This window comes from Escherichia sp. MOD1-EC6300, assembly GCF_002965045.1.
GTDB lineage: Bacteria > Pseudomonadota > Gammaproteobacteria > Enterobacterales > Enterobacteriaceae > Escherichia > Escherichia coli_F.
In genome coordinates this window covers 12,819-38,420 of the sequence record NZ_PTRH01000008.1, presented here as the reverse complement: position 1 = coordinate 38,420, position 25,602 = coordinate 12,819, and the positions used below count along the sequence as shown (strand labels likewise).

At 48.5% G+C, this 25,602-nt stretch carries 20 protein-coding genes; 10 read left to right on the top strand and 10 right to left on the bottom strand.

The window, feature by feature from the left end; all coding sequences use genetic code 11:
* Positions 1-71 precede the first annotated feature (71 nt).
* The gene (locus tag BGE37_RS13675; RefSeq protein WP_105288100.1) at positions 72-1,028 is read left to right on the top strand and encodes an Rpn family recombination-promoting nuclease/putative transposase; all 957 of its coding nucleotides are present in this window, start codon (positions 72-74) and stop codon (positions 1,026-1,028) included.
* Positions 1,029-1,269: 241 nt separating this feature from the next.
* Here BGE37_RS13675 and BGE37_RS13670 read toward each other — a convergent pair whose 3' ends face one another.
* Complete coding sequence (locus BGE37_RS13670) at positions 1,270-2,682, bottom strand: aminotransferase-like domain-containing protein (RefSeq protein WP_088541486.1); 1,413 nt, start codon at positions 2,680-2,682, stop codon at positions 1,270-1,272.
* 176 nt (positions 2,683-2,858) lie between these two features.
* Here BGE37_RS13670 and BGE37_RS25985 point away from each other — a divergent pair, with 176 nt between their 5' ends.
* Complete coding sequence (locus tag BGE37_RS25985; RefSeq protein ID WP_000394281.1) at positions 2,859-3,023, top strand: DUF1127 domain-containing protein; 165 nt, start codon at positions 2,859-2,861, stop codon at positions 3,021-3,023.
* 648 nt (positions 3,024-3,671) lie between these two features.
* Positions 3,672-4,835 (top strand): GmrSD restriction endonuclease domain-containing protein, encoded by a 1,164-nt coding sequence (locus BGE37_RS13655; RefSeq protein ID WP_105288099.1) that lies wholly within the window; start codon positions 3,672-3,674, stop codon positions 4,833-4,835.
* A 46-nt stretch (positions 4,836-4,881) separates the two neighbouring features.
* Here BGE37_RS13655 and symE read toward each other — a convergent pair whose 3' ends face one another.
* The 4 genes from symE to hsdR form a co-directional block, all read right to left on the bottom strand.
* On the bottom strand, positions 4,882-5,223 hold the full coding sequence (gene symE / locus BGE37_RS13650) for an endoribonuclease SymE (protein ID WP_105288098.1): 342 nt from the start codon (positions 5,221-5,223) through the stop codon (positions 4,882-4,884).
* Positions 5,224-5,443: 220 nt separating this feature from the next.
* A complete protein-coding gene (locus BGE37_RS13645; protein ID WP_105288097.1) occupies positions 5,444-7,192 on the bottom strand; it encodes a restriction endonuclease subunit S in 1,749 nt (582 codons plus the stop codon).
* A complete protein-coding gene (locus BGE37_RS13640; protein WP_001387312.1) occupies positions 7,192-8,661 on the bottom strand; it encodes a type I restriction-modification system subunit M in 1,470 nt (489 codons plus the stop codon). The genes BGE37_RS13645 and BGE37_RS13640 overlap by 1 nt, the downstream gene beginning before the upstream one ends.
* A 66-nt stretch (positions 8,662-8,727) precedes the next feature.
* Positions 8,728-11,160, bottom strand: a complete 2,433-nt coding sequence (gene hsdR, locus BGE37_RS13635) for an EcoAI/FtnUII family type I restriction enzme subunit R (protein ID WP_105277253.1) — start codon at positions 11,158-11,160, stop codon at positions 8,728-8,730.
* A 240-nt stretch (positions 11,161-11,400) separates the two neighbouring features.
* On the opposite strand from hsdR, the gene BGE37_RS13630 reads away from it, so the two are divergent.
* Genes BGE37_RS13630 through BGE37_RS13620 form a run of 3 tightly spaced genes read left to right on the top strand, consistent with a single transcriptional unit; the run spans position 11,401 to position 14,318 of the window.
* Entirely contained in the window at positions 11,401-12,531 is a 1,131-nt protein-coding gene (locus BGE37_RS13630) for a DUF262 domain-containing protein (RefSeq protein ID WP_105277254.1), read from the top strand.
* Entirely contained in the window at positions 12,515-13,564 is a 1,050-nt protein-coding gene (locus BGE37_RS13625) for an AAA family ATPase (protein WP_105277255.1), read from the top strand. The genes BGE37_RS13630 and BGE37_RS13625 overlap by 17 nt, the downstream gene beginning before the upstream one ends.
* 4 nt (positions 13,565-13,568) lie before the next feature.
* Positions 13,569-14,318: a hypothetical protein gene (locus BGE37_RS13620; RefSeq protein WP_105277256.1), complete on the top strand. Its 750-nt coding sequence runs from the start codon at positions 13,569-13,571 to the stop codon at positions 14,316-14,318.
* Positions 14,319-14,383: 65 nt separating this feature from the next.
* Here the strand turns inward: BGE37_RS13620 and yjiA are convergent, their stop codons facing one another.
* The 4 genes from yjiA to BGE37_RS13595 form a co-directional block, all read right to left on the bottom strand.
* Positions 14,384-15,340, bottom strand: a complete 957-nt coding sequence (yjiA, locus tag BGE37_RS13615) for a GTPase (RefSeq protein ID WP_105288096.1) — start codon at positions 15,338-15,340, stop codon at positions 14,384-14,386.
* Between the two features lie 10 nt (positions 15,341-15,350).
* Positions 15,351-15,554, bottom strand: coding sequence for a YbdD/YjiX family protein (locus tag BGE37_RS13610; RefSeq protein WP_000467859.1), 204 nt, complete (start codon positions 15,552-15,554; stop codon positions 15,351-15,353).
* Positions 15,555-15,603: 49 nt separating this feature from the next.
* Positions 15,604-17,754: a pyruvate/proton symporter BtsT gene (gene btsT / locus BGE37_RS13605; RefSeq protein WP_001314407.1), complete on the bottom strand. Its 2,151-nt coding sequence runs from the start codon at positions 17,752-17,754 to the stop codon at positions 15,604-15,606.
* A gap of 267 nt (positions 17,755-18,021) precedes the next feature.
* A complete protein-coding gene (locus tag BGE37_RS13595) occupies positions 18,022-19,242 on the bottom strand; it encodes an amino acid deaminase (protein WP_105288095.1) in 1,221 nt (406 codons plus the stop codon).
* A 200-nt stretch (positions 19,243-19,442) separates the two neighbouring features.
* On the opposite strand from BGE37_RS13595, the gene BGE37_RS13585 reads away from it, so the two are divergent.
* The 3 genes from BGE37_RS13585 to BGE37_RS13575 all read left to right on the top strand — a co-directional run bounded on the left by BGE37_RS13585 (position 19,443) and on the right by BGE37_RS13575 (position 22,856).
* Complete coding sequence (locus BGE37_RS13585) at positions 19,443-20,885, top strand: N-acyl-D-amino-acid deacylase family protein (RefSeq protein WP_105288094.1); 1,443 nt, start codon at positions 19,443-19,445, stop codon at positions 20,883-20,885.
* Between the two features lie 9 nt (positions 20,886-20,894).
* Positions 20,895-21,284 carry a RidA family protein gene (locus tag BGE37_RS13580; protein ID WP_000023754.1) on the top strand — a complete coding sequence of 130 codons (390 nt, stop codon included), beginning with the start codon at positions 20,895-20,897 and terminating at the stop codon, positions 21,282-21,284.
* Between the two features lie 102 nt (positions 21,285-21,386).
* Positions 21,387-22,856 carry a sodium:solute symporter family protein gene (locus BGE37_RS13575; protein ID WP_001084236.1) on the top strand — a complete coding sequence of 490 codons (1,470 nt, stop codon included), beginning with the start codon at positions 21,387-21,389 and terminating at the stop codon, positions 22,854-22,856.
* A 9-nt stretch (positions 22,857-22,865) separates the two neighbouring features.
* Here BGE37_RS13575 and BGE37_RS13570 read toward each other — a convergent pair whose 3' ends face one another.
* The gene (locus BGE37_RS13570; RefSeq protein ID WP_000331734.1) at positions 22,866-23,729 is read right to left on the bottom strand and encodes a MurR/RpiR family transcriptional regulator; all 864 of its coding nucleotides are present in this window, start codon (positions 23,727-23,729) and stop codon (positions 22,866-22,868) included.
* A gap of 181 nt (positions 23,730-23,910) precedes the next feature.
* On the opposite strand from BGE37_RS13570, the gene tsr reads away from it, so the two are divergent.
* Positions 23,911-25,575 carry a methyl-accepting chemotaxis protein gene (gene tsr, locus BGE37_RS13565; protein WP_000919558.1) on the top strand — a complete coding sequence of 555 codons (1,665 nt, stop codon included), beginning with the start codon at positions 23,911-23,913 and terminating at the stop codon, positions 25,573-25,575.
* Positions 25,576-25,602: the final 27 nt, after the last annotated feature.

Sequence of the window (25,602 nt, the reverse complement as noted above, 5' to 3'; positions counted from 1 at the left end):
AAATTGCCGGGTGAGAATGGTTTTGTTAGTCGCTAAAGTCAGGCCATCTTAACTACAGGTGACGGATCGCCATGACAAACTTCACGACCAGCACGCCGCATGATGCATTATTTAAAACCTTTCTCACGCACCCTGACACTGCGCGGGATTTTATGGAGATCCATTTACCTAAAGATTTACGTGAACTGTGCGATCTCGACACCTTAAAACTGGAATCCGCCAGCTTTGTCGATGAAAAATTACGGGCGCTACATTCCGATATTCTGTGGTCGGTAAAGACCCGTAAAGGAAATGGCTATATCTATGTGGTGATTGAACATCAGAGCCGTGAGGATATTCACATGGCTTTTCGGCTGATGCGCTATTCCATGGCGGTGATGCAGCGCCATATAGAGCATGATAAACGCCGACCGCTACCGCTGGTCATTCCGATGCTGTTTTATCACGGTAGCCGTAGTCCTTATCCCTGGTCTTTGTGCTGGCTGGACGAATTTGCCGACCCGACAACCGCACGGAAGCTTTATAACGCCGCGTTCCCGCTGGTGGATATCACTATCGTGCCGGATGACGAGATTGTGCAGCATCGCAGAGTCGCCCTGTTGGAGTTGATCCAAAAGCATATTCGCCAGCGCGATCTAATGGGGCTTATTGATCAACTGGTAGTATTACTGGTTACAGGGTGCGCTAATGACAGCCAGATAACTGCGCTGTTAAATTACATTTTACTGACTGGCGATGAAGCGCGTTTTAAGGCGTTTATCAGCGAACTTACCAGGCGAATGCCACACCACAGGGAGCGAATAATGACAATTGCAGAGCGAATTCATAATGATGGATGGCTGTTGGGAAGGGAGAGGGGGAGGAAAGAAGGGAAAGTAGAAGGGGAACGGAGCCTCCTCCGATTGTTGTTGCAGAATGGGGCCGATCCTGAATGGATACAACGATATACCGGACTTTCGGCAGAGCAAATGCAGGCATTAGATCAGCCCTTGCCTGAAAGCAAGCGTGATCCATGGATCGAGTACTAATCAGAGACGGATGACAAACGCAAAGCAGCCTGATGCGCTACGCTTATCAGACCTACATTTTCTCTACAATCTATTGAATTTGCGCGGTTTGTAGGCAGGATAAGGCGTTCACGCCGCATCCGGCATGAACAAAGCGCACTTTGCCTAATTCAGGCTGGAACGTGGCGATGACCCAGCAAAGATAAAACGAGTCACACGCGATTCGTGAGAGGAAATCAGGCGCTTCGCCACTATTTCGAATTCATTCCATTGCCCGATACACGGCCTCGCCAATTTGCTTCAGTGCTTCGCGATAGGTTTCGCTGAGCGGTAAAGCGCAGTTGATGCGCAGGCAATTACGGTATTTGCCGGAAGCCGAGAAAATCGAGCCTGCCGCCACCTGGATTTTCATGCGGTACAGCTGCCGCGCGACGCAGACCATATCGACCTGTTCAGGCAATTCTACCCACAGTAAAAATCCGCCTTTCGGGCGCGTAATACAGATTTCGCAGGGAAAATATTCCCGTATCCAGCAGGTATAAAGCGCCAAATTGCGCTGATAATTCTGCCGCATCCGCCGGATATGGCGATGATAATGACCTTCCAGCACAAACGTTGCCGCCGCCATTTGCGTGGACGGTACATTAAAGCTGCTGATGGCGTATTTCATATGCAGCAGTTTATCGTGATAACGCCCCGGTGCGACCCAACCCACGCGCAGGCCAGGTGCAATACTTTTACTGAACGAGCTGCACAACAGCACTCGCCCGTCGATATCCCATGAATGAATGGTCCGCGGGCGCGGATACTCCGTTGCCAGTTCGCCGTAGACATCATCTTCAAAAATCACAATATCATGACGCTGAGCGAGAGAGAGAACGGCCCGTTTGCGCGCGTCCGGCATAATAAATCCCAGCGGATTATTACAGTTTGGCACCAGAATGATGCCTTTAATTGGCCACTGTTCCAGCGCCAGTTCCAGCGCCTCAACGCTGATGCCTGTTTCTGGATCGGTTGGGATTTCAATCACTTTCACGCCCATGCCGCGCAGCATCTGCATTGAACCGTAATAACAGGGGGATTCGACCGCGACAATATCGCCCGGTTTACACACCGCCATTAACGCCATCGACATCGAGTTATGGCAGCCGCTGGTGATGATGATGTCATCGGCGGTGACCACCGAGCCGCTGTCGAGCATCAGGCGGGCAATCTGCTCTCGCAATACTCGCTGACCGGCTAACAAGTCATAACCGAGAACGGTTTGCAGATTATGCTGCACCACCCGGCTTAGCTCCCGCCACAGCGGTTTCAAGCTGGGCGTTTCGACATCCGGCGTGCTTTTGCTTAACGGAACAATGGAACTGTCGCTATGCGCCTCCAGCATATCCAGCACCTGATCCCACTGGGTAATTTCCACCGGGCGCTGCACCGGACGCGTCATCGGCGGTACTGGCGGCTGGGCTTTACGTTGTGCGACAAAATAACCCGAACGCGGCTGCGGAGTGATGAGCTTCATTGTCTCCAGCGTCTGATATGCCTGCTGCACGGTGCTGATGCTGACGCCGTGCTCCCGACTTAAGCTGCGCACCGACGGCAATTTCTCCCCGTGACGATACAGCCCTTGCTCAATCCGCTCGGCAAGTAGAGTCGCCAGATGTTGATAACGCGTCATGCTGTATTCCTTATGTGGACCATACAGAGAGAAAAACCGGTACAGATGAGGCTAAAAAACCGGATGCAGATGTTGTTTTAACCTGTCTGTATGTTAAATAAAAGTAATATTTGCATCTGTATTATGAACTGCCAGAAGACGGATGATGAAGCCTCTGAAAGATGAGGAGGCAGCAGATGGAATTTCACGAAAACAGAGCTAAAGCGCCGTTTATCGGCCTGGTGCAACTCTGGCAGGCGGTGAGGCGTTGGCGGCGGCAAATGCAGACCCGACGCGTGTTACAGCAGATGAGTGATGAACGGTTGAGGGATATTGGGTTACGCAGGGAGGATGTGGAGTGAGGGGGCAATTCATCGCAGATAAACCGGATTTCTCTATAACCTTCACAAGGAAGTGGTTATTATTTGCTCAATCCTTATGAGTCCGGCGAGAAAGGATTTAAATTACTGCTTACCGAGACTGATAAAGACAGTTTGCTGGCGTTAATAAAACAAAGACCAATGCCAGAAAACTATTCCCATCGAATAATGGAAAACTTTACTTTCTTTGATGAACAAATTGCCAAACTCGGTGATGACTTGATCCCCTTATGTCGTGGGTTAGCAAAGTTATTAATTGTCGATGTGGCGCTTAATCGTGGTCAGGATAATCCGCAACTGATTTTTGAAAGTATGAACTCCACCGGTAAGGCGTTAAGTCAGGCCGATCTGGTGCGCAATTTTATTCTGATGGGTCTCGAACCAGAGCATCAAACCCGGTTGTATGAAGATCACTGGCGACCCATGGAAGTCGCCTTTGGTCAGCAAGGTTACAGCGAATATTTTGACAGTTTTATGCGTCATTATCTGACGGTAAAAACGGGGGAGATCCCTCGGACAGATGAAGTCTATGAGGCTTTTAAACTCCATGCCCGTAGCCAGAGTGTTGCTGAAAAAGGCGTAGATCGGCTGGTTGAAGATATTCACATCTACGCGGAGTATTACTGTGCAATGGCATTGGGAAAAGAAAGTGACAAATCGCTTGCTACGGCTTTTCAGGATTTGCGCGAGTTAAAAGTCGATGTGGCGTATCCTTTCTTACTGGCGCTTTATCATGACTATAAAAATGGCGTTTTGTCTCGTGAAGATTTCCTGAGCATAATTCGTTTAATTGAATCTTATGTTTTCCGCCGTGCAGTATGTGCGATTCCAACAAATTCTCTTAACAAGACGTTTGCCACTTTTTATAAAGTTATTAATAAAGAAAATTATCTGGAAAGTATTCAGGTACATTTTCTGAATCTACCTTCATATCGTCGTTTCCCCAACGATGATGAATTTAAACGGGAATTAAAAGTTCGCGATCTCTATAACTTCCGCAGTCGCAGTTACTGGTTACGACGACTGGAAAACAATAAACGCAGAGAGCGCGTGGAAGAGTTTACGATTGAGCACATTATGCCGCAGAACGAAAATTTGTCGGCTAAATGGCGCGAAGAGCTGGGAAGCGACTGGCAGCGTATTCATAAAGAATTGTTGCATACGTTGGGGAATCTCACTTTAACGCGCTATAACTCCCGCTACAGTGACAGACCTTTCGCGGAAAAACGCGATATTGAAGACGGCTTTAAGCATAGCCCGCTTTATTTGAATATCGGTCTTGGACAGTGCGAAAAATGGGATGAAGCTGCCATTCACGCCCGAGCCGATCGTCTGGCCGATCTCGCGGTTCAGGTCTGGCAAGCGCCTTCTCTTCCTGAAGAGGTTTTAGCTGTTTATCGGGGGCAGCCGGAAAACAAAACCAGTTACAGCCTGAGTGATTATCCTTTTCTTGCTGATGGTTCGCATAGCCGGGTGTTATTCGATCATCTTAGCGATGAAGTTTTGCGCCTGGACGCAGGGATCACGCAGGAAGTATTGAAGCTCTATATTGCGTTTAAAGCGGAAACGAATTTTGTTGATGTTGTGCCGCAAAAAAGCCGACTGCGATTGTCGCTTAATATGCAGTTTCATGAACTGGTCGATCCGAAAGGTATTGCCAAAGATGTGACAAATGTTGGGCGCTGGGGCAATGGCGATGTAGAAATTGGTTTCAGCGACCTCGCACAACTTCCTTACATTATGGGATTAATCCGTCAGGCATTTGAAAAACAGATGGAGAGCGCGTTGGTATAACGTGGCGAATAATACCCGGTAGCACTGGCGCTACCGGGTCAATGTATCAGGCGACTTTCTGTTTACCGGCAATCACCCCAATAAACTCCTGCACCTGCTTCTGTTTACGCGCTGACAGTTTGCACACCTGGCGCAGTGACTGCATCAGTTCGCTCTCCTCGGCGGCGGGTGGTTGGGCGGTGAGGACAATACAGCCTTCCATCACTTTGACATCTACCGCCGTGCCGGTGGTAAAACCGGCGGTTTCCAGCCACTGACCTTTCAGAGTGATGGCGGGAATACGGCTGTAATCCGGGTAGCGGCTCGCATAACTCACGGTTAATTGACGGTTATTTGCCGGGGAGACTTCTGCTTCGAACGGTTGTGCAATAGAATGCGTGTCAGTCATGATTACTATTCTCGTGAAATAGGGATTGTGATGAGCGGTGCGGGTGTGTTGGCGCACATTCGCACCGCGCTAAATACCTGGACATATCATCAGTAAATATGGGGAAAGTCCAGCTAAAAATTAATGAAAATAAGATGAAAATTAGCGTAAAATATAATTTTTGGTGATGTGAATAAAGCGGCTATTTAGCCGCTTTATTGGTTTTATGAGGGCGAGAAAATTAGTTTATCGCCGCGTCAGTGAGTGCATCTGCAAGGTGCAGTTGGGTTTGTTTTTTTAGATTTATATAATTTTTCAATCTATCACAATAAGCTAATAGCATATTTATTCGTTCTGTAATACGAAATTGTTCTTCTAATGGAGGCAACGGTAAAACCAAATTGAAAAGTTTATCTGAAACAAGTTTACATGTGCCATGAGAGGAGCGGTCAACTAAGCATATTACTCGAGTCTCGTTTGCTTTAAGTAAGTAAATTAAAAAATCAGTATTTAATTGATTAGTTGATATGGCTTTCATATCTTGATTAATAGTGACTTCTTTTTTTGTTATTGCTACGGGGAATGTATGGGCTAAAATCATGCCTCGGACAACAAAAATAAGACTATTTTCAGGAATTAGATGTACTGAACTCTCCAATACAGCCTCTTTTGAAATATTTAGTTGACTTTTGGAGATGTAATTAACCTTCATATCCTTTGGTGAAACCCATGGAATATTACCTTTCCAAAAATCAGGATTGTTTTTACTTGGGGTTCCGCCCCCTTTAACTTCACCAATATTTCCTAGTCTAATCCATTCCCACCCTTCCGGCAGTTCAAAAGGTTTTTCCTCATCGCTAATCGGCGGCAACGGTTTTTGTTTTTTTATTTTTCCTTCTTTCACCAGTTGAGCTTTTTCCTGCGCAATTCGTTTGAGCAGTTCAGAGGCTGGTTCGTCATTCGGATCATGCGGCACAAGTTTGCCCATTACGGCCAGTTGCAGAATGGTCTGTTTTAACGCATCCACGCTGGCTTCGGTGGTAAATAGGGTGTCGAAATGCTCGCTAATACGCGCCCAGTTTTCAGCCAGTTCCTCGGCGTTTTGGCTGTCTGTAAGCGTTCCCAACAGGGTTTCAACCAGTTGCTGATGTGCGTCCAGAGTGGTCAGGGATTGCTGTTCCAGTTGGTCACATAGGGACATGAACTCCTGTACTTTGGATACAATACGTATTTGTTCTTGGTAAGGTGGTAAAATAACAGGGATCTCTTTTAACTTAGACGCTTTTATTCCTGTTGCGGTCATGCCTGTAGATTTGTCACTTAGTTGTGACTGGAAGGGGATCGCCAGGATTTGAATAAGCATAAAAGGGCTTATCTCTGGAGTATGCCATTGAAAACAGATAGAACGTTGAGCAAGAGCGAACTTTCCGTCTAAATCAATAATCGCTGCATTCCCCAGTGGTGCTTCAGTTGTGAATAAAATATCACCACATTTAGGAAAGCCTCTTGTCATCCATGATATGTAATCTTCTTCAGATATGAATTCTTCTGGATTGAGATCAATACAGCCCTTTCTGATATTTTTTGCTGTTATAAGCCTTATACCATTTTCTTTTTTATGTGGTGTTTTCCCTCGGTAATCGATGAATTTAGCTAAATTACCAAGTCTTATCCATGACCACTTTTCGGGGGTATCGATATAATATTCATTTCCATGGATATTAGTGCTTGCTGTGGTTTTCATACCATTATTGCGCGCTAATTCTTTTTTCCGTTCTTCATTACGCTTCAGCAGCTCCGACGCCGGTTCATCATTCGGATCCTGCGGCACCAGTTTACCGCGCACAGCCAGTTCCAGAATCAGCTCACGTAATTTCTTAATGCCATATAAATCAATTTTTCCGGAACTGCCGCGCCCGGCGGTGGAACGGGTTTGCAACGCCGAGGTCCAGGTTTCCATATGATCAACGATCAGCTTTTCCACACTCATCAGTTAACCTCCTTGCCAGACAGCGCAGCGCCAAGAATATCGCGCAGTTGATTACGCAGCGTCTGGATCTCCGCCTGCTGCTTTGCATACTGCGCTAACAGCTCGTCCGGATCATGGCTAACGGTTTCCGCCTGATGTGGGTTTTTAATATCCAGATTGAAGTTACGCGCAATCACGTCATCAATGCTGACTTTCCACGCCTGCTCATTCTCGACGCGGCTGGCAAAACCATCGGCCTCGTTCCCCCACCAGTCGATCTCCGCCTGAAACTCTTCAAACTTCATCGGCTTGGTTTTACTGTAATTTTTCACGCCCGCCGGATACGGATGCTCATAGAACCAAATCTCTTTGGTTGGCTGACCTTTGGTAAAGAACAACAGGTTGGTTTTAATGCCGGTATAGGGGTTAAACACCCCATTCGGTAAACGCACGATGGTATGCAGGTTGCACTCTTCGGTAAGCAGTTTTTTGATTTTGGTTTTAACGCCTTCGCCAAATAGTGTGCCATCCGGCAATACCACCGCCGCGCGACCGTTTTTCGCCAGTACTTCCACAATCAGTTGCAGGAACAGATCCGCCGTTTCGCGGGTTTGCATCTCTGCCGGAAAGTTCTTCTCAATACCGTCTTCTTCCGTGCCACCAAATGGCGGGTTGGTAACAATCACATCCAGTTGCTCATCCCAGGAGGAAAGCGGTTTATTCAGGGTGTTGTCGTGACGAATTTGTACCGGTACTTCAATGCCGTGCAGCAGCATATTGGTGGTCGCCAGCAGGTGCGGAAGCTGTTTTTTCTCGACACCGTGGATCTGTTGTTGCAGAGTCTGATGATCGGCGACGCTCTTCACGTATTTGTTCTTTACATGATCAAATGCGCAGGCAAGAAAACCGCCCGTACCGCAGGCCGGGTCCATAATGGATTCGCCGAGTTTCGGATCAACGCGATCCACCATAAAGCGAGTGACGGCGCGTGGAGTATAGAATTCGCCAGCATTGCCCGCAGATTGCAGATCTTTAAGGATCTGTTCGTAAATATCACCAAACAGATGGCGTTCGCTGGCGCTGGTAAAGTCAATTTCGTTCAGCTTGTTGATCACCTGACGCAGTAGCGTACCGTTTTTCATATAGTTATAGGCATCGCTGAACGCCTGCTTCACCACGTAGCCGCGTGGGTTTTTATCGATAGGCGCAGTGAGGTTTTTCAACGCCGGGAACAGATCATCATTAACGAATTCCAGCAGGGAATCACCGGTAATGCCCTGCGCGTTGGCGGCCCAACTGCGCCACAAATAACGCTGTGGGATCGGATATTGATAGTTATCCTGCTCCAGTTCCAGCGCCTCTTCCTGGGCATCGAAGATTTTCAAAAACAGCAGCCAGGAGAGCTGACCGAGACGCTGCGCATCGCCATCCACACCGGCATCTTTGCGCATAATATCTTGTAATGATTTGATTACTGAGCTGATAGACATGTTGTATTCCATGAAAAACAAGGCCTTCTGCAACATGATGGTTGCAGAAGGCGCAAAAGAGAGTTGTTAAGCAGAGCGGGGCGGTAATTGGTAGATTTCGTTTTCCAGCTCGCTGAGCGCCTGATTATACCCGTTACGGTCGCCAAATCCGGTTTTAATAATCTCCGGTAAAGTGCCCATGCTGTCGAATGGTTTAAGTTTCAGCACCTGAATACTTTCGATCTCCTGTACGCCCGCATCGGCGTATTTATCCAGCAGATTATCGAGCACGGCTTGCGCTGCTTCAGAGTATTTTGTGAAGTAGTTCCGCTTGCGCACGTTCTCGGCGCGCTCTTTGCGGGTTAACGGCGGCTGACCATACACTACGTGGCAAAGCATGTCGAACGGGTCGAGATCTTTACCGACTTCTTCTGCCAGTACTTCCCAGATGATCCCCTGTTGCTCCAGCTCGTGAATGATCGCTTCTTTGCGATCGGCGTCCTGCCACTTGCGGGTAAAGTCATCCAGCGAGGCATATTCTTTGAGCAGTGTTTTGCGGGTGTAATCTTTAAAAGATTCGGTAACCAGTTTACCGTCGGCATCGTAATACTGAACACGCTGCGCAATAACGCCCACCGCGACACCGTTGACGTGAAACTTGCGGATTTTCTTCTCGTCTTCTTCCGGAAGTGGGCCGACATCATCGGTATCGGTAACCTGGTATGGTGGCGCAGGCGGTTCATCAACGCCCGTTACCTGTTCGTCGTCATGTTCGCTGATTTCTTCGAGTTTCTCTTCAAAATCAGATTCTGGATCGGTGATATCCTCTGGTGTGGTATCCATGACTTTTTCGGGAATGCCATCGAAACGCTCATCGGCAAACAGTTCGGTGGCTTTTTTAAAGTCGAGGATGGTAAACCAGAGTTTGCCGTAACGTTCGTCGATGCGTGTACCACGACCGATAATCTGCTTGAATTTGGTCATCGACTGGATGTTCTGGTCCAGTACTACCAGTTTGCAGGTTTTAGCATCCACACCGGTGGTCATCAGCTCTGAAGTGGTCGCGATAACCGGGTACGGTTTTTTCGGGTTGATGAAGTTATCCAACTGAGCTTTGCCAATTTCATCATCGCCGGTGATTTTCATGACGTATTTGTCGTTCTTTTTCACCTGCTCCGAGTTGAGATTAACCAGGGCGCGGCGCATACGTTCTGCATGATCGATGTCGTTACAGAAGACGATGGTTTTATCCATCGGATTGGTGCGCTTGAGGTAGTCGGTAATGGTTCTGGCAACCAGTTCTGTGCGTTCGTCGATTACCATCGTGCGATCGAAATCTTTCTGGTTATAGATACGATCGTCGATCACTTCGCCGTTTAAGTCAGTTTGCCCTTTGGTTGGGCGCCAGCCTTGCAGATCAACATCAATATCAACACGGACAACTTTATAAGGGGCGAGGAAGCCGTCTTCGATCCCTTCTTTTAGCGAGTAGACGTAAACCGGATCGCCGAAGTAATCCGTGCTGGAGACTTCATGCGTCTCTTTTGGCGTGGCGGTTAAGCCAATTTGGGTGGCGGAACTGAAATAATCAAGGATCTCTCGCCAGGCGCTGTCTTCGGATGCGCTGCCGCGATGGCATTCGTCGATGACTATCAGATCGAAGAAATCTGGTGCGACTTGTTTAAACGCTTTTTGGTCTTCCTCCGGGCCAGTTATAGCCTGATAGAGCGCGAGGTGAATTTCATAAGCGGGATCAATGGTGCGTCCGCTGACTTTGGTCATTGCCGTACCAAATGGCTGGAAATCATTATTTTTGGTTTGGTCGACCAGAATGTTGCGATCGGCAAGGAACAGAATGCGTTTTTTATTTTTTGATTTCCACAGGCGCCAGATGATCTGGAATGCGGTATAGGTTTTCCCTGTTCCGGTCGCCATGACCAACAGAACGCGGTTTTGCCCGTTGGAGACGGCTTCAATGGTTTTGTTGATTGCCTGAAGCTGGTAATAACGTGGCGATTTACCGCTGCCATCGTCGTAATAGTCCTGAGTAATCACCGGAAGCTGAGCTTGTGTGTATCCTTTCCAGAGGCAGAATTTTTGCCAGAGTTCAGCGGGGGAGGGGAAGTCATCCAGCGTTATTTGCTTTTCAAGGCATTCACCTTCGGCTGCGGTGGCATCGCGGAAGATAAAGCCATCCCCGTTGGTGGCAAAAACAAAAGGAACGTCCAGCAGGCGCGCATATTCAATGCCCTGTTGCATCCCTTTGCCAATTTCATGTTTGTTGGCTTTTGCTTCAATCACGGCTAAGGGAATGCCTGGTTTGTGATACAGCACGATGTCAGCAGATTTTACCGTTCTGCGTGCCGCAACTTTACCACGTACGATGACTTTACCGTCCCGGAGTTTGACCTCCTGTCTGATTTGCGTTGTGTTGTCCCAGCCTGCATTGAGAATGGCTGGCATAACGCATTTGGTAATGATGTCTGCTTCCGTCAGGTTACTTAGGTTCAGTTCCGCCATGGGGTATTCTCGCTTTTATCAGGACGATTCTGATTGTACATAAAATCAATAGCCTGGCTATGACTTAGGGCGGTATGAGAGCATTATGTTCTGGAGATAACTCGCATAATGGTGCAGTGAAGGTCGCAGTCAAGAAGGAAGTTAGGGTATAATTCATGTTGATTAAGGGGCTGAAATTTTGATTCAGCGCCCTATTTTTATGAATAAATAATTCGATAAATTTTTAAAGGTAATTTTACCATGAGTAATGCGGATGTAGAAAACGACAGCATTGAACTCGAAGATCAAGAAGAGCTTGAGTTAACATCTCATCCGCATCAAATGGGGACAGATACTGAGGTTCGAATTGCAAAAGAGCAATCCAGTGTTTTCGAATTACTCCGTCGCGAAGCTCGTGGGCAACTGGTTCTTGCTCCAGATTTTCAGCGTAAACTTGTCTGGGATAGAAAACACCAGTCAGAATTAATTGAATCTATTTTAATGGGGATTCCTATTCCATTAATTTATCTTTTTGAGGATGAAAATGGTGTCAGGCAAATCATTGATGGCAAACAACGAATATCTGCATTGAAACGCTATGTTAACAATGAATTTTCTTTAACTGATTTATCTATGTTGCCTGACTTGAGAGGAAAAAAATTTTCTGATATTCCTCCATTATTACAAGCAAAGCTTGAAGATTGCCAGTTACATTCTTATGTGATTCAACCCCCAACACCTGAATATGTGAAATTTAATATTTTTGAGCGTGTAAATCGAAGTGGTATTAATCTAAATAAACAGGAAATGCGGCATGCTCTTTATCAAGGCAAGGCCACAAAGTTAATTAAGGATCTCGCTGAACACGAGTCTTTCAGGCTTGCAACAGGTAATGGCGTAAAATCTGAGCGTATGCGAGACAGATATCTGGTTTTGCGGTTCGTAGGATTTTATTTGCTTGTAACAAATCAAATGCCAGGTGTTGAATTTAGGTCTGATATTGATGCTTTTTTAGCATCTGCGATGAAATTCATTAATACAAAAGCTGATGATGAGTTACTGGAAGAAGTTGAAGATGCTTGTATAACTGGTATGACTAATGTCTATAAAGCGTTGGGTTCAGAAGCATTTAGATTTTCAACAAAATCAGGTGCTAAAAGGCGACCAGTGAATATGGGATTATTCGAAGTGTTAGTTATGGTATTCAGTCAGATAAGTTTTGAATTTTTATCAAAAAATATTGAATTAAAACAGCTTATTGAACAATACAAGTATAATTTTGATGAGATTGGTATTTTTTCTGGTGCAATTGATACAACACAATATGTAAATATGCGTTTTGATTTTGCGAAGGAAATAATGGAAAGGATTAAAAATGCTTACAAATATTAACATTCAAGGATTTAAAAGTTTAGGCTCAACAAGTCTGGTGTTATCACCACTGACCATTTTAACTGGAACTAACTCTTCTGGTAAATCCAGCGTTATTCAGGCATTGATGTTACTAATTAAAAATAGCGCTTCTGTTAATCAGTATAGTATGGAAGAAGTTATCCGATTTCTAGCTGATTTTCCTGTTATTAGAAATAAAAAAAATAACGCAAAATCTATTGTTATAACAGTCCAGGATACAGAAAAAAATTCTCATTCGTTAACGCTCAACTCAGAAAATATCGAAATTGATAGTCGTCTGGGATATCAATACGAGCCAAGAGTGCCTGGTAGTGAACCTGAGTTGCTCTATCTGAATGCCAACCGCTTGGGGGCACAAGAATTTGTGCCCACCGCAGAACGTCGAGTAGGTGTTGCAGGAGAATTCTTGTTTTCAACATTTGATAAAATGAAACATTTGCCAGTACCTGAATATCTGGTGAAAGTTCACGAATCTACAACACTTGCATATCAATTATCTTATTGGTTGAAACTGATTACAGGAACGACGTCTGAATTAGTTACTGAAAAAGTTGGTGACCAGATTAAGGTCGCTTTTACCTTAAAAGAGCTTGAAGGAAATGTTTCTCCTCTTAATCTTGGGGCTGGGATGAGTTATATTGCAAAGGTTTTGATTATTTGTTTGATGGCAAAAAAAGGCGATCTTATTTTGCTAGAAAATCCCGAAATTCAATTGCATCCGAAAGCGCAGTCTCATTTGGCAATTTTTTTAGCATTTGTAGCAAGTAAGGGTATCCAGATTATTGTAGAAACGCATTGTGAACATTTAATCAATAAACTTGCGTATTTGGTTTATGAAGATGTTATAACTTCTGAGGATATTTCTGTACATTATAAACCTGATGTGGATAAAGATTTTATCTCGATGAGAGTTAATGAAGGTGGGAAATTTACCGATCTGCAAGAGAATGTTACGGGATTCCCTTTAGGTTTTTTTGATGCAACCTTAGATGATTTGATGAAGATGAGGTAAAGAAATGTCTTATCAAATGGTTCTTGATACATCTTTATTAGTTGCATATGAAAATATGGATGATAAGAATAAGGTGAAGAGATTACATAAAAAACTAGTACTACCTTATTTAACTAACAAAAGGCAATGGATTGAGGCAAGAAATTTAGGATTGAAGATGCCGGAGTTAGAATATCGACAATATTTATCTATGTTAGCAAGTCAGCCTGAAAGTGATGATGATCTTGTTACTTTAGCATCTAAATCGTTGTTGAAAATAATCCTTACTGAGAATGATAATTTATCACTTCCCTTTGTACATTATAAAAAAGGTATGGTTAATAATCAAGTTACCGTTACATTAAGCCCTACAGATAATAGAATATATTTAAAAAAGTATCTGGAAATGCTATGTTGCAATGCAAAAAAAGTAATTATATGCGATAATTACTTTGCACAGAATTGGGAGAATACATGCAGCTTATTTCATTCCGTACTACCTAGAAAAGAGCTTGTTATTGAATTTTCAGAAATCGCAGTAGGTGTCGCTGCAGTCCAAAACGGAAGTAAAATAAATAGTAATTTTGTTCATTGTATCCATCCTGAATGGAGTGTGCAAATCACTACAAATCCCAAATATACAAACTGCCATGATCGCTATTTACTAATTGAAAGTCCGGAAGGAAAAATAGAAGTCATGCTGTCGAGTGGCTTTGACCATATATGGAAAGCAAGTCCTAAAGAACTTACCTGTGTATTTCGTGATGTTTCATAAGAGAATTGCACTTTCTTAAGCCGGTGGGGTATATATATCTTCCGGCTTAAGAAAAATGTGAAATTTTACTTCCTCAACCCCGCAAACGCAGCCCGAATCTCTTCCTCCGGCAGCTGAATCCCGATAAACACCATCGTGCTATGCGGTTTTTCATCGCCCCACGGGCGGTCCCAGTCGGCGCTGTAGAGGCGCTGGACGCCCTGGAGCAGCAGGCGATTTGGTTCGCCGTCAATCCATAGCATCCCTTTGTAACGCAGCAGTTTATCCGCCGACTCCAGCAGCAGGTTTTCCATCACGCGGGAAACTTCGCTGATATCTACCGGGTAATCCAGTTCTACCACAATCGACGAAATATCGTTTTGTTTATCCGCGATAAAGTGGAAACGCGGTTTGGTGCTGACGACGTTTTCTTCCAGCATAAAACCGTTGGTGTTGAACAGCAGGCCCAGATCGATGTCGCCGTGGGTGACGGTGTAGACCGGTGCGCGGGCGTTGATGCGTGCCAGGCGTTCACGCAGTTTTTCTGCTTCGCCTGCGACGTCGGTTTTGGTCAGCAGAATGCGGTCGGCGTAGCCAACCTGTGACTGGGCGATGGTGAACTGGTTCATCTGCTCATCGGCATGTACCGCATCCACCAGCGCAATCACGCCGTCCAGCAGGTAACGCTGGCATAAAATCTCATGGGAGAAAAAGGTCTGAATAATCGGGCCGGGATCGGCCATGCCGGTGCATTCAATGACCAGACGATCGAACTGAATATTGCCCTTGTCGAGATTATCCAGCAGGTCGAGTAGCGCGTCCTCCAGCTCGTTGGAGCGCGAACAACAGATGCAGCCGTTGGTCAGCGTTTTGATCTGCGTGGCGCGGTCGCCAATCAGTTGATCATCAACGGAGACTTCGCCGAATTCGTTTTCAATCACGGCAATCTTGTAGCCGTGCTGTTCATTAAGAATATGGCGCAGCAGGGTGGTTTTGCCTGCGCCTAAAAAACCGGTGAGTAGGGTAACTGCAATCGGGTTCATGCTCTCTCCATTAACAACAGCGCATACCGCCTTTACCATCGCCGCCGTAGCGCGCGTTCTGGCGTTCGCGGAAGAATTCTTCATAGCTCATGTACGGCTTGTCGGGATGGTTGGTCTTCATATGCTCGACGTAGTTGTCGTAGTCTGGAATGCCAATCAACATCTTCGCCGCCTGGCCGAGATATTTTTTTGCCTGTCCTAAGTTACCAAACATAGTTCACTCTGATAAGAACAAAGCCCCGCCGAAGCGGGGCTAAACACGGTTAGTGGTGCGAAGAGATCTTCACGCCGCCTTCCGGGATTGGAACGTACGGAGTTTCTTTGTCAGTACGTTTGTCGCTGTTACGCACCTTCAGCCAGGTTTTGAAACCGTAGAAGATGATGCTGTACACCACAATCAGGAACAGAATACTCAGACCCGCGTTGGTGTAGTTGTTCACAACGATGTGGTTCATGTTGGCAATCTGCTGTGCCGTCAGGTCAGTACCGTTAGCAATCTTCTCTTTGTACTGGCTTGCCATGTAGAAGAAGCCTTCCATCTGCGGGTTGGTGCTGAACAGTTTCAGGCCCAGCGCCCAGGTGGTGCAGATAAGCAGCCATACAGCCGGAACAACAGTCACCCAGATGTATTGGGTGCGCTTCATCTTAATCAGCACAACGGTGCCCAGTACCAGCGCTACGGCTGCCAGCATCTGGTTGGAGATACCGAACAGCGGCCACAGGCTCTTAACGCCGCCCAGCGGATCGACCACGCCCTGATACAGCAGGTAGCCCCACAGACCCACACAGCCCGCAGTACCGATGATGCCGGCAACCAGAGAGTCGGTTTTTTTCAGGAACGGGATGAAGTTACCCAGCAGGTCTTGCAGCATAAAGCGGCCAGAACGGGTACCCGCATCCAGCGCGGTCAGGATGAACAGGGCTTCGAACAGAATACCGAAGTGATACCAGAAGCCCATGTCAGCCATCGGCAGCACTTTGTGGAACACGTGAGCGATACCTACCGCCAGCGTCGGCGCACCACCTGCACGGTTCAGGACAGAAGGCTCACCAATGTCTTTCGCGGTTTGCAGGATCTGCTCTGGCGAAATCACGAAGCCCCAGGAGCTGACAGTCGCTGCCGCGTGTGCGGTAACGTCTTTCAGCTGCGCCATGATGATCGGCGCGTTCTCGCCACCCATTTCATGCAGGTTAGGCATGGTGATGCCAAGGCCCGCAGGCGGGGTATTCATCGCGAAGTAAAGACCCGGTTCGATGATGGACGCAGCAACCAGCGCCATAATCGCCACGAAGGACTCCATCAGCATTGCGCCGTAGCCAATGAAACGCGCGTCGGTTTCGTTAGCCAGCAATTTCGGCGTTGTACCGGAAGAGATCAGCGCGTGGAAGCCAGATACCGCACCACAGGCGATGGTGATGAACAGGAACGGGAACAGAGCGCCTTTCCACAACGGGCCAGTACCGTCAATGTACTGGGTCATCGCAGGCATTTTCAGTTCCGGGTTCAGCACCACGATACCCAGCGCCAGGCCGACGATAACGCCGATTTTCAGGAAGGTTGCCAGATAGTCGCGCGGTGCGAGGATCAGCCACACCGGCAGCAGTGCGGAAACAAACGCATAGCCAATCAGTGCGAAGGTAATTGTGGTGTCTTTAAAGGTCAGTGCCGGACCCCAGTACGGATCGTGAGCAATCACGCCACCGAAGTAGATAGAGGCAACCAGCAGCACGATACCAATAACAGAGACTTCACCTACACGCCCCGGACGGATAAAGCGCATGTAGATACCCATGAACAGCGCAATCGGTACGGTTGAGCAAACGGTGAAGACCCCCCACGGACTTTCGGCCAGGGCTTTAACCACAATCAGCGCCAGAACGGCGAGGATGATGATCATGATTAAGAAACAGCCAAACAGCGCGATAGTCCCCGGTACTGGCCCCATCTCTTCTTTGATCATCTCACCGAGAGATGCGCCGTTACGGCGAGAAGAGATAAACAGCACCATAAAGTCCTGTACCGCACCGGCCAGCACTACCCCCGCCAGCAGCCACAGTGTGCCAGGCAGGTAACCCATCTGCGCGGCGAGAACCGGACCAACCAGCGGACCCGCACCGGCGATAGCGGCGAAGTGGTGACCAAACAACACGTAACGGTTGGTCGGAACATAGTTCAGACCGTCATTGTTAATAACCGCAGGCGTCGCGCGCGTGGGGTCGAGTTTCATCACCTTCTGGGCGATGTACAGACTGTAGTAGCGATAAGCCACCAGATACACCGACACAGAGGCGACCACGATCCACAGGGCGCTGACGTGCTCCCCCCGACGTAATGCAACTACCGCGAGGCAGAATGCACCGATGATTCCAAGAATCACCCAGGGTATGTGCTTGAATATCTTTTTAGTATCCATAGTAAAACCTGGCATGTATTGATTAATAGTTGGCCGAAGCCGTTCTAGGTTTGCGTTGCGTTTGAGGAGGTAAATTGACCGCTATCCTGCAGTGATGTTGCCAGAGTTACGCGCGCGTAAAGTAAGGTAAATAACTGAGTGGTTATATTTGGGACGTAAGCGGTCAGGAATGGCGGTGAGCGGTTGGGCAAGAATTATTCGTCGGGTGGATATGTGATTGAGATCACAATAAAAATGCCCCTTCGATAATTAACCGAAGGGGTATTCTTAGAAGAGAGTGTCTAATTCCGCCAGTACGTTGTAGTCGTCATCAGTCAATAACAACGCTTTCCATTTGTCGAAGGTCAGGCACGGATGCGATGTGCCAAACACCAGAATATCCCCCACTTGCACGTCGCTATTAGCTGACAGTTGCAACATGCAGTGCTGATCCATAATGCCTGTACTGCGAATCGCCTGTGGATCAAATGCCAGTGATTTGCCGTTGCGGTAGTGGGCGACTGGTTGCGGCAGTCCGGCGTCGAAGGCGCAATCACGCTTACCAAAATTTACCACCGCACGATCAGCTTCCGGCACCGATTGCACCATGGCGACCAGTTCCAGCGCAGATGTGAGATCGCCTGCCAGATCGCAGGCCACAGGATCGCGGGCAAGCAACTGTTGTTGTGCCGCGTCGTAGATCCCGGTGTCGTGAGTGATGTAGCAGCCAGGGCGAATAACAATGCGGCAGTTATCAGGCTTTTCTGCCGCCAGCCAGATATTGCACACCACGTCATACCAGACCGTGCCTGCTCCGGTGAGAATAAATTCGCCATCAACCAGACTTGCCATATCACAGGCCAGTTGTGCGGCATCCCGCAGCAGTGCTTCTACCTGCGGTTGTGGATCGTCACCGTGTAAAACACCTTCATATAACTCAAGCCCGCGCAGACGTAGCCCTGGTAATTGGGCCGCCTGTTTAGCCAGTGCCAGTGCGGCATCCGTTGAGCGGCAGCCACAGCGTCCGCCGGGGACACCCAACTCAATCATCACGTTCAGTGTCTGTTGCTGACTGGCAAAAAAGGCAGACAAAGCGCGGGCGTTCTCAATGCTGTCGATACAGCAGATAAAATCGACCGTCGGGTAATGTCGTTGCAACTGGGCAATCAACTGCATATTCGCCTTGCCGACCAGCTGGTTAACCATCAGCACTCGCTGAATACCGCTCGCCATTGCCGCACCAGCCTGCCATGCGCTACCGACACCTATTGCCCAGGCACCAGCTGCCTGCTGCGCCTGAAAAATCCACGGCGTCATGGTGGTTTTACCGTGCGGTGCCAGCGAAACGCCGCGCGCGTCAGCATAACGCTGCATCCACGTAATGTTGTTCTCCAGGGCCTGCTTTTTAATGATCGCGGCAGGTAAACAGACATCTTCGGCAAGGAGATTTGCGGGCATTTGCATCAGGGCCGATTTATGGGGAACCAGAGGTTCTGAGTGGTATTTCATAACATTTACCTTTTAAGTTTTTCACCGTATCGGATGTGAGTATCATTTGTAACTAAATGAAATATAAATATTTAGTTTATTTATCTTATAGTTTATGAATAAAAGTATCAGAAAATCATCTGGGTTTTGCGTAGTTTTCCACTGTTTTTCGTCCTTGTAAATGGTTAACTTGTCACCATTGCAGAAATGGAGTGACGAACATGCAGGTTGACTGGTTAATCAAAAATGTGACCGTTATCGACGGTAGCGGCGGCCCTGAATTTCGCGGTGACGTGGCAATAACAGGTGATCGGATTGTCGATATTGCCCCTGCGCTTAACGCTACGGCGCAGCAGGTCATTGACGGGGAAGGGCGGGTGCTGGCACCAGGGTTTATCGACGTTCATACCCATGACGATATCAACGTTATTCGCATCCCGGAATATCTGCCAAAGATCAGTCAGGGGATCACTACGGTGATTGTCGGTAACTGCGGGATCAGTGCGGCGTCGGCGAAAATGAAAGGTGAAGTTCCTGACCCGATGAATCTGTTGGGGGAAGCGGAGCACTTTATTTATCCTACCGTTGAAAGCTATGCCCAGGCAGTGGAAGCAGCCAGGCCGTCACTGAACGTTGGCACGCTGATTGGTCATACGGCGCTGCGTAATAACCATATGGACGACCTGTTTCGCCCGGCGACGGCGGATGAAATTGCCGCCATGCGCGCCGACTTACGTCTGGCGTTGAGTCAGGGGGCGCTGGGGTTAAGTTCCGGGCTGGCCTATGCCACAGCATTTCAGGCGACTACCGAAGAAGTCATGGCGCTGGCGGAAGAATTAGCCGGTGAGAAGGGCGTTTATACCACCCACCTGCGTTCTGAATTTGAACCGATTCTCGATGCCCTGGATGAGGCGTTTCGTATTGGGCGTCATGGCAAAGTGCCTGTCGTGGTTTCCCATCATAAATGCGCCGGGGCGAAAAACTGGGGGCGGACAAAAGAAACGTTGGCCTTTTTTGACCAAATGCGTCAACACCAGGAAATTGGCTGCGATGTCTACCCTTACTCAGCCAGCTCTTCAACGCTGGATCTCAAACAAGTCACCGACGAATTCGATATTATGATCACCTGGTCACAAACACATCCGCAGCAGGCCGGGAAAACACTGGCGCAAATCGCCATCGACTGGCAGATGAGTATGCTGGAGGCCGCGAAGCTGCTAATGCCTGCCGGGGCTATCTATTACAACATGGACGAGCGCGACGTCCGCCGAGTGTTGAGTTATCCGGTCAGTATGATTGGCTCTGACGGCCTGCCCAATGATCCCATGCCGCATCCACGTTTATGGGGCGCCTTCCCTCGTGTGCTGGGCCACTATTGCCGTGATGAAGGCTTATTCCCACTGACCACGGCTATCCACAAAATGACCGGGCTTTCTGCCAGCCGTTTTCGCCTGCCCCAGCGTGGACTGGTGAAAGTCGGTTATTTTGCGGACCTGGTGTTGTTCGATCCACAAACCATTCGTGATGTTGCCAGCTTTTCTGATCCCAAACGCCCGGCAGATGGCATTGAGGCGGTGATGGTGAACGGCGTTATGAGCTATGGTCGCGATAAACATATTACAGGCCGTGCGGGACGCTTCCTGCGCCGGCAGACCTCACATTAAGGAGTGAATATGAGCATTAAACGTTACGGTACGGAAGGTGGAACAGGCACTGGCGGGCAGCATTTGCCTTTTGCCAGGGCGGTTGAGGCGGGCGGCTGGCTGTACGTCTCCGGGCAAACACCCATGAAAAACGGTGAAGTGGTAGAAGGCGGAATCGTTGAACAGTCACGACTGGCGATCCAAAACTGTGTCGACATCATGACTGAAGCCGGTTATAGCCTGGCGGATGTGGTTCACGTGAAAGTGATCCTGACCGACGCCCGCTATTTCCAGTCATTTAATAAAGTATTCAGAGAATTTTTTGGCGAGAATCCGCCTGCACGTATTTGTTGTGTGGCTGATCTGGTTGTCGATTGTAAAGTCGAAGTCGATGTGACCTGTTATAACGCGACCCGCTAATAAATTTAAGAATTAAAAAAACAGACCGCAATTGAGTGCTGAATACATTCAGCACTCCGGGAACTCTTACATTATTCTCTCTCTACTGGCAGGATGTGAATTATGAACAGTCATATCTTTTTAGTCGGCTTTATTATTTATGCCATCGCCATGATTTGGCTTGGTTGGTTTGTTTCTCGTAATCAGAAAAGCGGAGAAGATTTTCTGTTGGGCGGGCGTTCGCTGCCGCTGTTTCTGACGCTGGGGTCAACCGTTGCCACGATGGTTGGCACGGGTTCCAGTATGGGCGCAGTGGGCTTTGGCTACAGCAATGGCTGGGCCGGAATGCTTTATGGCGTCGGTGGGGCCGTAGGTATATTACTGGTGGCGTGGCTGTTTGCACCGGTACGTAAATTACGTTTTATGACCATGAGTGAAGAAATATCTTATTATACTGGCGGCAGCCATTTAATTAAAAATATTGTCGGCCTGATGATATTTATTGCCTCTATTGGCTGGCTGGGAGCGCATATATTAGGTGGCAGTATGTATCTTGCCTGGGCGACAGGTATTGATCTTACGGTGGCAAAATTAATTATTGCCTTAGCTTTTGCGATTTACGTTATTATCGGCGGTTATTCGGCGGTAGTGTGGACAGATACTATTCAGGCCCTAATTCTGTTCTTTGGCTTTATATTAATGGCTATTCTTGCCGTTGTTCACGTTGGTGGCTGGAGTGCGATTGAACAGGCGATGGACCCAAAAGCGATGAGCCTGTTTGCGATTGATAAAATGGGCGTGCTGCCTGCGCTTTCGCTGGCGCTGGTTATTGGTGTCGGCGTACTGGCCACACCATCTTATCGCCAGCGTATTTACTCGGGAAAAGACGTTCCCTCTGTACGGCGTTCATTTGTTATTACTGGCGTGTTGTATCTGTTCTTCTCGATTCTGCCTGCCATTATCGGCATGGCGGCGTTCACCATGAACCCGAATCTGGAAAACAGTAACTATGCCTTCTTGTTCGCGACCAGCTTCTTACCTGCCATTCTTGGGCTGGTGGTGCTGATTGCCGGGCTTTCTGCCACCATGTCTTCTGCCAGTTCTGATGCCATTGCGGCAGTGGCGATTATGATGCGCGACGTCTACACCATGATTACCGGCAGAATGCCGCCGGAGGACAAGGCCATTACTTACTCACGCTGGATGTTGACCTTTGTTATTGGCCTGGCGCTGGTCTTTGCTCTGACCTCTAATGACATCATCAGCTACATTACCAAAATGATTTCGATGCTGATGTCCGGGCTGTTTATCTGCTCGATTCTCGGTCGCTTCTGGCTACGCTTTAACTGGCAGGGCGCGCTGGCGGCGTTAGTGAGCGGTATGGTGATGTCAATTGTGGTGCTGATGAATGCCGACTGGCTGGCTTACTGGGGTAACCCGTGTATTCCGTCAGTGCTGGGCAGCCTGGTCGCTGGCGTACTGGTGACGTTGGTAACGCCAGCAAGTCAGGTCAGCCGGGAAGAAGCTTTGGCTATTATCACCAATGAGCGTGAAAACCAGAGTGTCGTGATCACCAAACCTGAAGAAGCATAACCGACAATGCTAATCGCCAAGTGGCTGGCGGTTAGCGCCCCCACGGTGGCTGTCTAACACCAGTTTTATCCGCCGCAGGCGATCTTTCGCCTGCGCTTTATTTGCCATTGCCAGTTCTGTTGCCAGTACATCGACCATGGCTAACATCGCGTAGCGGGAAGGGGTGGGCTTAAAGATGTAATCACTTTCCTGAACCAGTAACGGCAATACCAGATCCACCTGTTCCGCCAGCGGTGTTTGTGCTGGCGTAATGGCAATAACACGCGCGCCATACTGACGGGCGATTGCCGCACTTTCGATGATTTCCGGTGTATAACCGCCCAGCGACAGCACAATCACCACATCCTGCGGCATCACTGCCGAGCACATCATTCTCATCATCAGGGCATCATTCTGACTGACCACCGGTAGCCCCAGACGGAATAAACGGTACTGAATCTCCTGTGAACAGATAGTGGAACCGCCGCCAGTTCCTAACGCAAGAATTTGCCGCGCCTGACTTAACCAGCTTACAGCCTGGCTGATGGCATTCATATCCAGCGAACGACGATGCGTTTCCAGCACGCTAATAATCGCTTCGTAGATCCCCTGAACACCGTCAAGATCCGGTACATCGAGAATAAACCGCTGCCCGACAGCCAGTGACTGCGCCAGTTTGACTTTCAACTCGCGGACATCTTTGCACCCCAGTGCACGGGCAAAACGCGTCACCGACGCCTGACTGGTTTGCGTTAACCGTGCCAGCTCAGCAATTGGCAACTCTACTGCGGCAGAGACGTCATCAAGAATAAATTGTGCGATACGCTTTTCAGTGGCTGTTAACGCCATAAATCGTTCGGTAATGCAGGAGATGATATCGATGCTATAAGCCATAGGAGTATCACTGGTTCGAAGAAGATTGATACTTTGTACCATAAACTGCCGCTATAGAGTGTGACCCTCACAAAAAACGCAAGTTTGCTGCAACAAAAGCAGTGCCGACGCTTTTCCACAGCATAAAGTTTTCCACCACCAGGCCGACAACCAGTGTATCTGTCTAGTGGAAAGAGAAACCATGTTAAAACGTATCAAGATCGTGACCAGCTTACTGCTGGTTTTGGCCGTTTTTGGCCTTTTACAACTGACATCAGGCGGTCTGTTCTTTAATGCCTTAAAGAATGACAAAGAAAATTTCACTGTTTTACAAACCATTCGCCAGCAGCAATCCACGCTGAATGGCAGCTGGGTCGCGTTGTTGCAGACGCGTAACACCCTCAACCGCGCGGGTATCCGCTACATGATGGATCAGAACAATATTGGTAGCGGTTCAACCGTTGCCGAGCTGATGCAGAGTGCCAGTATTTCGCTGAAACAGGCGGAAAAAAACTGGGCGGATTACGAAGCATTGCCGCGTGACCCGCGTCAGAGCACCGCCGCAGCGGCAGAGATCAAACGTAATTACGATATTTATCACAATGCGCTGGCGGAACTGATCCAACTGTTAGGTGCAGGCAAAATCAACGAATTCTTTGATCAGCCGACTCAGGGATATCAGGACGGTTTCGAGAAGCAGTATGTGGCTTACATGGAGCAAAACGATCGGCTCTATGATATCGCCGTCAGCGATAATAATGCCTCCTACAGCCAGGCGATGTGGATTCTGGTGGGCGTGATGATCGTCGTACTGGCGGTCATCTTCGCCGTCTGGTTCGGTATTAAAGCCTCGTTGGTAGCGCCAATGAATCGCCTGATTGACAGCATTCGTCATATTGCAGGTGGCGATCTGGTGAAACCGATTGAGGTGGATGGTTCTAATGAGATGGGGCAACTGGCAGAGAGTTTGCGCCATATGCAGGGAGAGCTGATGCGTACCGTCGGTGATGTGCGCAACGGGGCCAATGCTATCTATAGCGGTGCCAGCGAAATCGCCACCGGCAATAACGATCTCTCTTCGCGCACCGAGCAACAGGCCGCTTCGCTGGAAGAGACGGCAGCCAGCATGGAGCAACTGACCGCAACGGTGAAGCAGAACGCCGAAAATGCGCGTCAGGCCAGCCACCTGGCGTTAAGTGCTTCCGAAACGGCGCAACGTGGCGGCAAAGTGGTGGATAACGTGGTGCAGACCATGCGCGATATCTCCACCAGCTCGCAGAAAATCGCCGATATTATCAGCGTAATTGACGGCATTGCCTTCCAGACCAATATTCTGGCTTTGAACGCGGCGGTTGAAGCAGCGCGTGCGGGTGAGCAAGGGCGCGGTTTTGCGGTGGTTGCGGGAGAAGTGCGTAATCTGGCCCAGCGTAGCGCCCAGGCGGCTCGCGAAATTAAAAGCCTGATTGAAGACTCGGTGGGGAAAGTGGATGTTGGCTCTACGCTGGTCGAAAGCGCCGGGGAAACAATGGCGGAGATTGTCAGCGCTGTGACCCGCGTGACGGACATTATGGGCGAAATTGCTTCTGCTTCTGATGAGCAGAGCCGTGGTATCGATCAGGTTGGCTTAGCGGTTGCTGAGATGGACCGGGTAACCCAACAGAACGCTGCGCTGGTGGAAGAATCTGCCGCTGCCGCCGCCGCGCTGGAGGAGCAGGCCAGTCGCCTGACCGAAGCTGTGGCAGTGTTCCGGATTCAGCAAGAGCAGCAACGCCAGCGCGAAGCATCGGCAGTAGTAAAAACTGTGACGCCATCTGCGCCGCGCAAAGTGGCAGTGGCAGATAGCGGAGAGAACTGGGAAACGTTTTAATCGCCATAAAAATGCCCGATAAGCAAA